A 13120-nucleotide genomic window follows, 5' to 3' on the forward strand; every position below is an offset into this window, starting at 1 on the left:
GGGATTTTAAAATCCCAAAAGCCTTTCGACCCCAATTATTTGACTGCTACCCCTTGACAGGTCAAGACAGTATCTACTATCGCACAAATTATACGATCGCGAATCAACGAGACATGATATTAGAGAACTCGATAATTCATCCGTGTATCCGTGTCAAAATCCGTGTCGTGCCTTCTTCCTTACCCTAAAAAGAAATAATCAAGTAACCATTCAGGAACTTAGCACCAGTAACAGACTTCCCAGTTAGCGCCGGAGGCAGCAAAATATTGCGCCGCTGATCGCCCGCTTCGATCGTCACTTCCGGCCCGGATTGAATCAATTTAATTTCTTTCTTGTCAAACCCAGGCAAAAACAAACTAACTTGACGCTGTGCAATGTTTATGTTAATCGGTTTAGGAGCTTTTGCCGCCTGAGAAAAATCGGGCAAAGCATCAATTAGCGGCTGCCAATTATTGTCACTGTGCGCCGGAACCGAAACAGCCGTCAAAGGATCAAACTCGGCAGTAATAGCTTCTGTAACCGATGCTTGATTGACAATGACACCGCCCACAGTCAAGCCAACTTGTTGAGAACTTCCCCAAAGATAGCGGGCAGTTGCGATCGCGCTTGCATCCCCAGTCGTCACCAAAAAAGCCGCCGTGCGGTTCGGATCTGCCAGCGCTTCCTTACCCTTATCCAAAAGATTATCGACTTGCTTAGTAGATTGAAAAGCATTGTCTCCCGACAAATCCACCGTCAACACCGTACTGACAACCGGTTGAATAAAAGGTGAAAGCGCTTTACCCAAATCCGAATCTACCAAAGCTTGACGGAACCTGCGGATGTACCAACTCAGAATTTCCGGCATTCCCAGCATCCGCAGCGTATCCATGCCGCCATTGCCGTCATAAACGATTACATCGTATTGTTTGCTGTCGTCGTATTCCCGAAGTTCGTTCAACGCCAGCGCGCTGTCCATTCCCGGCAACACCCCTAATTCTTGGCCGTAAATCTGCTTGAAAAACGGAGTGCGGACATATTGAGCTTCTAGTTGTTTAACTTCGTCCCACCTGCGTTCTAGCAGCGGCGCGCTTTGCACCTGAACTGCTTTGAGGTTGGGGGCGATTTCCTGGGGGCTGAGAGTCAGGGGAGTCCCTAGCAGGATACCCAATGCAGGGCCTGGATCTTGGCCGAGCAGCAGAACTCGCTTGCCTTGAGCCGCGTATTTTTTAGCTGTTGCGATCGCGATCGTACTGCGGCCAGTGCCGCCTTTGCCCAAAAATGTCAAAATCAAAGCCATTTTCTGTTCTCACTGCCAAAGCTTACTCTTTAACATTTAAGCGCAACCTTCAGCCAGAGTGGGGGAGGGGGGAGAGTGGAGGAAGAGGAGAGTGGGAGAGTGGGAGAGTGGGAGAGGGGAAGAATTGGGAAAATTTTTCCTCTTCCTTCTTCCTTCTTCCTTCTTCCTTCTTCCTTCTACATCTGTTAAACGGGTTCTAGCTCATCTTCAAAGAACCAAGTCGCAAAACCCTCAAACTTGACAACCACGCCTACTCCACTACCGTCAACCATTTTGAATCCGTCAACAGTGCCTACGGGATTCTCCTTTATCTTACCCACTATATTTGGAGGTATCCGATCTCTGAGACGGCGCACCTTAACTCTCTGACCTACTTCTATTGCCACTGAAATTGTTCTCCTGCTCTATATAACCTATATACAACCGTTTATTTTACAGTTTGGCGTCTACTTCGGAACAGCAACACCAGCAGGCGATCGCTCGCTATGATTTTCCATCGAAATTTCCACCAACTTTCCCTAAAAAACGGTATTCTAGTCGCGGTTGGTCGATCGTCTACCCTGATTCGCTTGGGTTTGCCTCATCAGCTTCCACAGCGGCAAGCTCAACTTCCAGAGTCTCGCGCACCACGGAGATAATTATTTTTTATCCCTTCGCCAAAACAATCTTTTTATTAATTGCCACAACTACAGGATTTATTTCCAATTAGTCATCCTTCCGGCAGAAGCCAAAAGACATTCAGAAGCAGTAATTAATTTTAGGTTTGCTATATATAAATCTTGTATTTCTAACGTTGACATCGGCTAAGATTAATGCTGTAAAGCACTTGGAGTCTAGCTTGCAAAATTTTCCGAATGTCAGATTGTAGGAAACGGTCATGTTGTAACGGTTTACTACAATCTGACAATAAAAAAAAGATTTAATGCTAAAATATCAGGCTGATAAAGTTTATTTTTGCTGCTGTGTTACGGCATAAAAAGTGGAACGATTGCCGGATTTAGGGTGTCTGATACAGGAAAGGAAGTCTAGAAACTTCAATATGACAAAATTGAAATTATGAATAAAATTTTTACCTGTGGGCGATCGACCAAAATTCCGCTCCTAAGTTTGTCCTTAGCTGTGTTCGCCTGTCTGTCACTCAGTCGTGGGACGATCGCCAGTCCGCTTTCTCCATCCCCCACACAGCCGTCCAACACTACTAAAATTGTCTCAGTCGATCGACCGCCAGCACTGCCAACAGCCTCAAAATCTCTAACAAATCCGGCAACAGTGGCGGCTAATTCATCCCCAGCAGAGACGATAAACGCCCAGGGAACAGCGGCCGCGCGATCGCTCGAAATAGAAGAAATTCGGGGTACAGTCAGCTTTAAAGGGCGGCCAGCCGTTGTGGGCGATCGGCTACTCGCCCCCGGAGACGAAATCATCACCGGCCCCAATTCCACAGCCCGTTTAGGCATCGACAATAACATCGGCGTTGTGGAAGTTGCCGAAAAAACCACAGTCAGAATATCGGATTTGTCAAGCAGTGCAGGCGGTGAAAAAGACACAGCCATTTTTGTCAGCAGGGGGCGAGTCAGGTTGTCGATCGGCAAAACTGCTGCGACAACTCCCGCAGCCAACACCTCAACAATTATCCCGCCGAACCAAATAGTCGCCCTCAATACCTTCAGCGGACTTGGCAAATCCAGTCAAATTGCCCAACAAAAAAAGTCTGCCAAAACCGCCCCAGTCAGGGTTGAAACCCCAGAAGGCGTTGCTGGAGTTCGCGGCACCTCCTTTGGCGTCAGCGTCGGTGGCGGCAAAACCGCAGTCGAAACAATTGAAGGTGCAGTCGTAGTATCCGGCAACACCGACTCGGAAGTAGTTGTTAACGGCGGCAACGCCACGACTATTTTCCCTCAAACCTCGCCAGTGGCGCCCTCAGCGAGCCCTCGGCTAGCTAAACTCAAAGTCCGCAGGTTGTTGAGATTCAGCGGCAATATTTATAGCCTCAGCGGTCAAATTAACCCGATCGACACACTTTATGTCAACAACGAAGAGATTAAGATCGATCGAAATGGCAACTTCAAAATCCAAGGAATTTTACCTCCAAGTCGCCGCCTCAAAATCGTAGTGCGAGGCCCGTCAGTCACAGAAAGGCATTACAGCTTCGCAGTTCGCTAAACAACCTATCGTCGCGAGTAATGTACGCGGGCAGTCTCTGAGGACGTGAGTTAGATCCTATAGTCCTATCAGGGTTGATTATTTTGTGTAGGTGGGAAGGATTTTGCGGTGAATCTCGGTAGTCAAAATCAATAAATTTTGCCCCCACCCTTCGCCCTTAGGGTATTGTAAAACTTCATGACTCCCACTCCTATCGAAGTTCGGACTCGAATGTCAATGATTGCGTCAAATTAATTGCATGAAGTTCAAAGAATGGATCGATCGTATCAAACAAAATAAACTGCTCGGGTTCCGGCAACATATAACCACAAATCCTCCCTGGATCACAGGGACAGTAGTAGGTATAATGTCTGTAGCCATGCTACAATTGGGAATGTGGAAACCTCTTGAATATTTGGGATACAAAACGCTATTTCAAATTCGAGAATCGGGAATTTTGCCAAATCCCGGATGGGATCAGCGAATTGTGGTAATTGCTATCGAACGGCATTCCTTGCAGGAATACGGTAAATTTCCTTGGCCTCGTAACCGCTATGCCCAACTGCTAGAAGCACTGAAAAAATCTCCCCCCACAGCCGTTGGTTTTGACATTCTTTTCCTCGATCCAAGTCCGAAAGATGATATTTTAGCCGTTGCAATCGCCGCCAACGGCAAAGTTGTACTCCCGAGAACCCTTAAAGAAGAACCAGTAGCATCTTTAAAAGCAGCCGCCGCAGGTGTCGGCCACATCAGCCAAGAAGCCGATAGCGACGGTATTAGCCGCGAGTCAAAAATCTTTCTCAACGGGATTCCTAATTTCGGTTTAGCAATGACTCACAGGTACAATGCTGCTAATCCCCAAGATCCAGTATTGCTCCCACAGTCCAAAAATAAGCAGGAAAAAAAAGTCTGGGTTAACTGGCCGGGGAAAACTGAAAATCTACCTACCTATGCTTTTGTTGATGTCGTAGAAGGTAGAATTCCCGCAGATGCTCTGACTAATAAGTTAGTTTTAGTGGGCATAGTTGCTACTGGTTTAGACCCGATATCTTCACCTCTCAACAAGACTACGGCGGGAGTTTATTTATATGCAGCATTGGTTGACAATTTGCTCAATCAACGCTTGCTGCAGCGGCTGCCGGTACTCCTAGAAATTTTGTTATTGTTGGGGATTGGCCCCCTTACCGCCTTGGTTCTGGGCAACCGAGGTGTTAAAGAGAGAATGGCGATCGCTCTCGGTTTGCCTATAATTTGGATTGGGGCTGCCGCTTTGTTATTTGGCTTCTTTTTTTGGTGGGTTCCGATTGCCGCACCTATCGGCACCCTCATTTTATCTAGCACTGCTTTGCAACTGCGGGAACAGTACGAAAAGCAGCAGTTAATGAGGTTATTTGAAAAGCACGTCGCTCCGGAGACAGCTCAGCTTATTTGGGAACGCAAAGCTGAGATATTTGAACAGGGAGAACTCGAACCTCAAGAACTTACAGCAACGGTGCTGTTTATGGATATTCGTAGTTTTACTTCGATTTCCGAAAAAATGCGACCGCGAGATTTACTCACCTGGTTGAACAATTATTTGGAAGCGATGACTAACTGTATTATGGATCACGGCGGCGTTGTAGATAAATACATCGGTGATGCAATTATGGCAGTTTTTGGGGTGCCTTTTTGCCATACCGAATATCGAGAAATTCAACAAGATGCTTTGAATGCAGTTGCGGCTTGTATTGCGATGCACGAACGGCTGCACCAACTTAATCAGCAGCTTAGAAGTGAACGCAAACCTTTAATTAAGTTTGGCATCGGTTTGCATACCGGACAGTTAGTTGCGGGCAGTGTGGGCGGTTCCCGGCGTTTGAATTATTCTGTGATCGGCGATGCTGTCAACGTTGCTGCTAGATTGGAGGCGATGAATAAGGAAATTGTTTCTGACAGTCCTTTTAATTTGTTGGTGACGGCGAGGACTTTTGCTTACGTGCGCGATCGCTACGAAGGCAAAAAAGTAGGATCGATTCAATTGCGCGGCAAAAAAGAAAAGACTGTGGTTTATGCTATTTTGGGCGAAAAGCATTAGTCAGTTGTCACTTGTCATTAGGGAAAATTACCTTTTTCCCAATTCCCCATTAGACATTCCCAATTGCCCGTTCCTCATTTCTAATGACTACTGACTACTGACCGAAAGCATCCAGGATACAAGCCCCCGGATTCATCCGTCCAGAAATAAAAAACCTGTATCCGATGAAACTTGCCCCCCGAATTTATCCGTGGGGTCAATTCTTCAATTCTTTAATCTAAAATCTAAAATCTAAAATCGATTGACCAATCTAATCAAATACGCTCAGGCGCAGAGTTTTAGCTATTTGTTGTAACAGAAATAAGCCGCCGACAGAATTTCCCTCTCGATCGAGGGGCGGACTGTAAAAGCCGATCGCACCTTGACCCGGAATTACCGAGAGCATTGCCCCGCTAACTCCCGACTTAGCCGGCAGCCCCACCCGCAGGGCAAAGCGGGCGGATGCTTCATACAAACCGCAAGTTGCCATCAGTGCTTTGACAGTACGGCAGTTTTCGCCGATTTGTCGATCGCCACTGTTTACCAAAACCATCCCCAGCTTAGCTAAATCGTCCACAGTTCCCGACAAACAGCACACGCGATTGTAGGTTTCTAAAGCAATTTCTGAGTTTTGAACATAACCCGATTCTACCATTTTCAAGGCGAGATTCCAATTGTTTTGATTGGGATTTGTCTTCACTGAATCGAGCATTAACTCGTCAACAAATAACTGACTGTTTGCCTGTTGATTCAGCCAATCGAGCAAGTTTTGACAGCGTGCCACAGCATTTTGACCGGGAATCAAAGACGCTAGGGCGATCGCCCCGCTATTAATCATCGGGTTTCTCGGCTTCCCTTGGTCTATTTCGAGTTGAGTTAGGGAATTGAAAGGTAGTTCCGAAGGCTCACAGCCAACGCAGTCAAAAACCGTTTTTTCGCCCAATTCGCACAGCAAATAAAGCAGCACAAATGGCTTGACTACACTCATCAGCGGGAATGTTTGAGCAATGCTACCCCAGCTCAAAATTTGACCGTCAATTGCCCGAATTTGCACGGCAAACCCTTGTCTGTCGGCTCGCGCAAGCAGAGGTATGTACGCGGGGATTTGACCGGATTTACTGCGATTTATTGCCTCTATTGCCCAAGCTGCCAGTTGTTCCGGTTCCAAGGAAGATAGTTGACTGGTGGATATTTTCACTCTCGATTATTTAGATTATTTGAGATTTTAGATAGGCATTCCTAGGGCGATCTTGAGCCATAAACCCGGTTTATTAACCGAATTGCGTCACTTGGATCCGCTGGAAGCAACCTGGTTTCTTCGATGAGAGTAAGTGCGATCGATCTTCAGGCGGTTGACGTTTGGATCCGTCGGTAGCAAATAAACTTATTGACAAATTTTCCATAAAAAACCTGTACTTTGCATAAAAACCTCTCCTTCATCCCGATATATAAGTAGCAGCTTCCAGGCAAGGCTGCTACCCAGAACAAACAAGCACTAGCTTGAAATGCCTTCAGATTCCTATGTTTAAGTCCCAGCCAGGGGGGCGGGGTGCATATTTAACTTAATTCTTTCAGAGTTCGCGCAATCCTGTCCGGAAACCCCCCGAACCTCTGAGAATGTACTATCCAACCGGATTCACCAAAATTAGGATAAAAAAATGGCAGAAGAAGCGAAAGCAGCAGTAGCAGAAGCACCAAAACCCGCTCCGCTGACTTTTAAGGGTGTGTGCAGCGACGGAGTTCTCAAGGGCAAAGAAATTGAAGGCAAACTAGATATTAAAGTCAACGTTGAATCTGTCAAAGCGGCAGAAGCACCGCCCAAAAAATCCCAGTGGGAGCCAGTTATCTTTTGGGTATTGTTTGCATTCATGGCAAATTTGATTGTCGGCGACCCCGCCGGAATGAGAAAAAAATACAGCTCCCCACAAAGGTCTTCTTCTCATCAGATTTTAAACCAATATGGGGAGCAGTCGCTGTTGCCTAAGAAAAACACCAGCAACTTGCCACTTTAGGCCCTGGGAGCTTGCCAGCCGCGCAAATAGTAATAGAAAGACCCGAAATATTCATCGAATACTCGCGTCGTAGTTACCAAAGCTTCTGCACTGGGGAGAAAATCTCCCGCGTCTAAGCGGAGTCTGGATTTCCCTCCTGCGGTGGGTTGAAAAGTGTAGAAGTCCGTAGCTCTAGGAATCACCTGGATTCCCATATTCGCAAAAGCGAGGCTGGCACGGCGCATCTGAATCGCAGATGTTACCAGGATTACTTTGCGCGACGCGCCGCGGCTGTCGAGTATTTTTCTCACTTCTTCAGCGCTGGTACGTATGTTGCTGCCGTTATCGTCGAGCACGATACTGCTGCGCGGCACGCCCATGTTGTTTGCCAGCAAAGTCTCGATATCCTTAGCTTCGCCAACATAACCCTCCAACTCGGGCCTCGGGCCAGCGGTAACGATGACCATAGGTGCCAGTTGTTTTCTGTATAAAACGGCAGCATAGGGCAGGCGATTGCCTGTATCTGTCAGTTGAATCGCCACTCGGTTGGGAAGGTGAGGCTGAGTGGTTCCCTTGCCTAGCAGGACGATCGCCGCGGCTGTTTCGTCGCAGCAAACTGTGCGGGATGCCGCAGCAGCGTCCCGTTCTGCTTGGTCGGCGAACCAGTAAGCGACAACTGGCATACTCGAAAGAATCAAAACTAGCAGCGCTGCCAGGATCATTCTCGGCGCTGGGTTGCGGATGCCCCCGTTCGTGATCAGCGCCGATGCAATCACCAGCAGCGTGATGGAAAAACCCAACGGTTTAAAGAAGAAGGCTATTAGGCCGAAAATCGCGGCTCCGACTGGCGTGTCTGGCGCAAAAAAAGCCAGGAACAAAAGGCTGATCAGCAGCAAAACGCGCAGCCGGTCTAATAATGGATTGTCTTTGCCTCCTGATTGATCCCACCACGATTTGATCAGTGAGAAAAGGAGGAATAGAAATAGAATGCGAGCTAACAGTTCTGGCATCTTGCAATATTCTGTGTCTTCATAAATTAGTACAGAAGTTTGGAAACGAGCGCGAATTTAGCTGCAGGAGGAAATACGGCCCTCGGTGGGTTTTTAACTTTCGTCAATAACGCAGTCCGATCGCATTTATTCTAATGCTCGCTTCCGGTCAGCTATCAACTATTGGTTGCAGGCTGTAAGCCCGCTACTTCCAGTCACAGATTGCTGACAGTTAATTGGTAATTGATAACTGGTAATGGTTGATTGATAATTGGTAATGAATCGAGCAAGCCGCAGGTGAAATTGGCAATTCAAGCCTGCTTTCTGCTGCCTGCTTTTTTTCCCCATTACCTGTTACCCATTCACCAATCCCAATTTATCGGCGCTTCAGTTGATTCCGAATTGCCTGCGTTACCGTTTGAATTACTTTAACACGAGCATAATACTTGTTATCGGCGGCAATTAGCGTCCAGGGAGCAGCCGGCGCGCTGGTGCGCTGAATCATTTGATTGACCGCTACTTCATAATAATTCCACTTTTCCCGATTTCGCCAATCTTCCTCGGTGAGTTTGTATTGTTTAAATGGATTGTTTTGCCGCTCTGTAAACCGCTTTAGTTGCTCGTCAGGACTGATGTGCAGCCAGAATTTAACTAAGACACAACCAAAACTGGTAAGTTGCTCCTCAAATTCGTTGATTTCCTGATAAGCTCGCCGCCATTCGGGTTCGGCGGCAAATCCTTCGACTCGCTCGACGAGCACTCTACCATACCAACTGCGATCGCAAATGCTGATTTTACCAGCCGTTGGCAGCCGTCGCCAGAACCGCCAGAGGTATTGGTGGGCTTTTTCTTCGTCTGTCGGGGCCCCAAAGGCATTAACGGTGTAACTGCGGGGGTCTAATACGTCCGTCAAGCGTTTGATTGCTCCTCCTTTACCGGCGGCGTCCCAACCTTCAAACAGCACTAACACGGGGATTTCCTCTTCGTAAATGCTTTGTTGCAGTTTGCCAAAACGGGTTTGTTCCTCGCGAAGTTGCTGTTTGTATTCGTCGGGCGACAGCGATTGAGTTAAATCTACTTGGGCCAGCAAGTCGGGTTCGGTAGGTTGCAACCTTTCTTGAGGCGGCAATTTCACGGGTGCAGATTGCATCGGCAATCTGTCTAAGGCTTCTGTAATTGTCGCTGCCATTTGCGTTAAAACTTTAACTCTCGCCCACCGTTGACAATCGCCTTCTACTAGCGTCCAAGGTGCCGGGCCCGTGCCGGTTTGGGCTACCATTTCTTCGGCCAAAGTTGTGTATTCTTCGTATTTTTTGGCTTGTTTCCAGTCTTCGGGCCGAACTCGCCAAGCTTGTAAGGTGTCGTCTTCTAGTTTTTTGAGTCGGTGCTTGAGTTCTTTTTTGCTCAGGTGAATCCAAAATTTGGCGATTGCCGCGCCGTCATCTACCATCTGCCGCTCGAAGGCGTTGATTTGCCTGATGACTGTGGGTACTTGGGCGTCGGAGACTCGATCGAACAATCGGTCTTCTAGAACATGAGTGTACCAACTGTGATAAAAAAAGCCAATTCGTCCGCGGACCGGAAGTTTCTGCCAAAACCGCCACAGAAAAGGATAGCCCATTTCTGCTGCTGACGGCGGCCAAATCGGGTAAACGCCAAACCCCCGCGGGTCCATATACCCTACCATTTGTTTGACTAAAGCACCCTTGCCGGCGGCGGCCCAGCCTTCGAGGACGATAATTGCGGGCAATTTTTTTTCCCAGCAGGCCAGTTGGAGCGATCGCAACTGTTGCATTAAAACTTCTATCTTGGCATCGTAGGTTTCTTTATCCAGGGAGATATCTAAATCGAGGTTGTCGAGCATATTTACCTCATATAAATCTGAAAAAACTGTTTAACGTTAGTTTAACGTTTGGATAAAATTAAATCCTCAACTCCGGGAAAAACGTTATAAAAATTACAGTTACGGCAGGTTTAAAGCGCGATCGCTCCTGCCCTCAAATGCCAGCCTCGTTAATACTAGCAAGATTGCCTAAATTTAAAACTTGCAAAAAAAAACAGCTCAGGTTATAGTTGAAATAGGGAACTTTTAAATAAGTTCAACTTCTTCCCTCCCCCGTTCGGGCGAGTTAACAGGAGGAGCAAAAAATCCCTGAACAAGGATTTAGTGTAAAAGAGAGCAAAAGTAAAAATCAACTACCCGGTGGGGGTGACAACTTCTTTACTTAGCTGTAGAAACTTTATTCAAACCGTAGTAGTTACTTAAGCACCAGGCTTGGTAACGAAAGAGAGCGCGACTCATCAACATCGAGCCATAAGCTCACCTACAAAACTAGCCTGAAATGGCCAACCAATTTTTATGATTGCCTAATTAGATAAAACCTGAAAGCCTGGGTGATATAAACAGGTTTCTGAGTTTTATCGACACCCTTCTCAAATACTAAAAGCGGTTTAGGTGCGGTCACGTGAACCCGCCCCACAAGAACTTTTATTTCTTGTGGAACAGGCATCTTGCCTGTTACTGACATTTGTGCAAAATGTCGGAATTACTGTACTTGTTTGCCAATACCAATTAAGAGGAACAGTCCGAAATTACGGATTGCAAGTTTTTTATGAATATCTTGACAACACGCTCCTACAAGGGCGAAACTGACTGGTGCGCGATCGCCAATTTAATCGATGCTTGCGAAGCAGTGGATAGACTCGGTGAAGAAGTCTCAGCAACTGAACTTAAGCTAATACTTGATGCGCCCAAACTCGACAAAGCCCGCGACGTGCAGTTGTGGGAAGATGGTAATTACAAACTCATCGGTTTAGCACTCCTAGATATGCCCGATTCCCCCGCTGAAATCGACGCTTGTCTCTGGTTTTACGTGCATCCAAACCTGCGCGGCGTAGGGTTGGGAAAAGATATCATTAAATGGGCCGAAAAACGGCTGCGCGAAGTAGGAAAAGAACGCAATCTGCCGGCAAAATTGCGTACCTACAGCCGCGAGGACAAAACCGATGAGATGCGGCTGTTAGAGAAACAGGGCTTTGAGGTCGATCGCTATTTTTGGACAATGGCCCGATCCCTCGCCGAACCCATTCCCACACCGGAATTTCCCGCAGATTTTGCGCTGACACACGTATCGGGAGAACAAGACATCCAACCTTGGGTAGAGATGTTCAACCAGTCATTTATAGATCACTGGAATCACCACGATTTAACTGCGGAAACTGTGCGTTACTGGATGCAAGCTCCGAATTATCAGCCGGAATTAGACTTGATTGCTGTTTCGGGCGATTCCCTGCGGGATAGCTTCGCTTCACGCAAATTTGCTGCTTTCTGCGACTGTCAAATCAAACCCCAAAAAAACGCCCGCAGCGGCACAAAAGACGGTTGGATTGAATTGTTGGGTACGCGGCGCGACTTTCGGAAAATGGGTTTAGGAAAAGCGATGCTGCTGGCCGGTTTGCACTCCTTAAAAGTGGCGGGTGCAAATACAGCTAAACTCAGCGTCGATGCTGATAGTTTGACAGGGGCGACAAAGCTTTACAAATCAGTCGGTTTCCGCCCGATGGAAACTTGGATAGAGTGGGCTAAGACATTGTAAATTCGTTAGGGTGGTCAGAAACCGGGTTTTTGCGAAAATACTGCGTTACAGCCTGCAGATTCGGTAAAAAACCCGGTTATGAAGGTTTTGATGCGAGATCCCTTTTTTACTCAAGGGGATCTCGCACTTTTCTTGATTTCCTAAATCAACCGGAAATTAGCCGCTGTTATTGCATTGGCACTCACTCCAACCATCACACCTAACTCCTCTCCTGTCAAGACATTTTTGATGAGACTTCCCTGAGTATTTTGAGTGATTGCTAACTGACCAAAACTCAAACCTCCGCTTAATCCAATCAAATCTTGACCGATGGTAAAATCAGCGATTATATCAAATCCTTGACCAGCTTTTAAGGCAAAGATATCGTTGCCGCTACCGCCAATCAAACTATCATTTTCCATGCCTCCGTCAAGGAGATCGTCGCCTTTGCCACCAGTGAGAGTATCGTTATCTAGGCCTCCGTAAAGAGTATCATTTCCTGCACACCCTCCCAGGATATCTGCTCCTTCGTCACCGTTGATTAAGTCATTACCTTTACCGCCACAGATAGTATCCGAACCTAACTGTCCAAACAAGTAGTCATCACCTTGACTCCCAAGGATTATGTCATCACCTTTGCCTCCGAATAAGGTGTCATTATCCTTACCGCCATCGATGAAGTCATCATCTTTATTGCCATAAATGATGTCAATACCTTCGCGGCCATGTAACAAGTCATTGCCTTTGCCTCCGAAGATTAAATCGTTGCCCAATTCGCCAAGAACGATGTCGTTTCCTTCATCTCCATAGAGGATGTCGTCACCTTTGCCTCCAGTGATGAAGTCGTTGCCTTGGTTGCCATTAAAGATGTCGTTGCTGGCTCCACCATATAAGTTGTCATTCCCAGATTTGGCATCGAATATATTGCCGTTGTTAGTGCCGAAAAATTCATCGTTTTGGGCAGTGCCTATTTGAATTCCCGATACACCAAGTATGGTGTTTTCAACTGAGTTAGGTTGGTTTAAGTTGGGATAGGCAATGTCATCGCAGATGCAGTCGTCATTGGGGATGTTGTTGGTTGTTGGTGTTGG

General features: G+C 47.0%; 11 protein-coding genes. 5 read left to right on the forward strand and 6 right to left on the reverse strand.

Annotated features, from left to right (window positions below; all coding sequences use genetic code 11):
- A partial coding sequence (locus tag QUB30_RS31655; RefSeq protein ID WP_333341994.1) for a hypothetical protein occupies window positions 1–188 on the forward strand: 188 nt, incomplete at its 5' end.
- Here QUB30_RS31655 and QUB30_RS31660 read toward each other — a convergent pair.
- Together QUB30_RS31660 and petP are read right to left on the reverse strand one after the other, a co-directional pair.
- A complete protein-coding gene (locus QUB30_RS31660; RefSeq protein ID WP_333341996.1) occupies window positions 185–1279 on the reverse strand; it encodes a Get3/ArsA fold putative tail anchor-mediating ATPase NosAFP in 1095 nt (364 codons plus the stop codon). The genes QUB30_RS31655 and QUB30_RS31660 overlap by 4 nt on opposite strands.
- Before the next feature lie 185 nt (window positions 1280–1464).
- Complete coding sequence (gene petP, locus QUB30_RS31665; RefSeq protein ID WP_333341997.1) at window positions 1465–1665, reverse strand: cytochrome b6f subunit PetP; 201 nt, start codon at window positions 1663–1665, stop codon at window positions 1465–1467.
- A gap of 670 nt (window positions 1666–2335) precedes the next feature.
- On the opposite strand from petP, the gene QUB30_RS31670 reads away from it, so the two are divergent.
- Window positions 2336–3442: a FecR domain-containing protein gene (locus QUB30_RS31670; RefSeq protein WP_333341999.1), complete on the forward strand. Its 1107-nt coding sequence runs from the start codon at window positions 2336–2338 to the stop codon at window positions 3440–3442.
- A gap of 238 nt (window positions 3443–3680) precedes the next feature.
- Complete coding sequence (locus QUB30_RS31675) at window positions 3681–5495, forward strand: adenylate/guanylate cyclase domain-containing protein (protein WP_333342000.1); 1815 nt, start codon at window positions 3681–3683, stop codon at window positions 5493–5495.
- Between the two features lie 250 nt (window positions 5496–5745).
- Here the strand turns inward: QUB30_RS31675 and glsA are convergent, their stop codons facing one another.
- Complete coding sequence (gene glsA / locus QUB30_RS31680; protein WP_333342002.1) at window positions 5746–6672, reverse strand: glutaminase A; 927 nt, start codon at window positions 6670–6672, stop codon at window positions 5746–5748.
- A 460-nt stretch (window positions 6673–7132) separates the two neighbouring features.
- On the opposite strand from glsA, the gene QUB30_RS31685 reads away from it, so the two are divergent.
- Entirely contained in the window at window positions 7133–7486 is a 354-nt protein-coding gene (locus tag QUB30_RS31685; RefSeq protein WP_333342004.1) for a hypothetical protein, read from the forward strand.
- Here QUB30_RS31685 and QUB30_RS31690 read toward each other — a convergent pair.
- Both QUB30_RS31690 and pap read right to left on the reverse strand, forming a co-directional pair.
- A complete protein-coding gene (locus tag QUB30_RS31690) occupies window positions 7483–8475 on the reverse strand; it encodes a YdcF family protein (protein WP_333342006.1) in 993 nt (330 codons plus the stop codon). The two genes, QUB30_RS31685 and QUB30_RS31690, sit on opposite strands and share 4 nt — an antisense overlap.
- A gap of 355 nt (window positions 8476–8830) precedes the next feature.
- Window positions 8831–10318, reverse strand: a complete 1488-nt coding sequence (gene pap, locus QUB30_RS31695) for a polyphosphate:AMP phosphotransferase (protein ID WP_333342008.1) — start codon at window positions 10316–10318, stop codon at window positions 8831–8833.
- Between the two features lie 748 nt (window positions 10319–11066).
- Here pap and QUB30_RS31700 point away from each other — a divergent pair.
- Window positions 11067–12050, forward strand: coding sequence for a GNAT family N-acetyltransferase (locus tag QUB30_RS31700; RefSeq protein WP_333342010.1), 984 nt, complete (start codon window positions 11067–11069; stop codon window positions 12048–12050).
- Between the two features lie 140 nt (window positions 12051–12190).
- Here the strand turns inward: QUB30_RS31700 and QUB30_RS31705 are convergent.
- Window positions 12191–13120, reverse strand: a 930-nt coding sequence (locus QUB30_RS31705) for a calcium-binding protein (protein ID WP_333342012.1), incomplete at its 5' end; no start/stop codon positions are given.

It is taken from the genome of Microcoleus sp. BROC3 (genome assembly GCF_036702515.1).
Taxonomy (GTDB): Bacteria; Cyanobacteriota; Cyanobacteriia; order Cyanobacteriales; family Microcoleaceae; genus Microcoleus.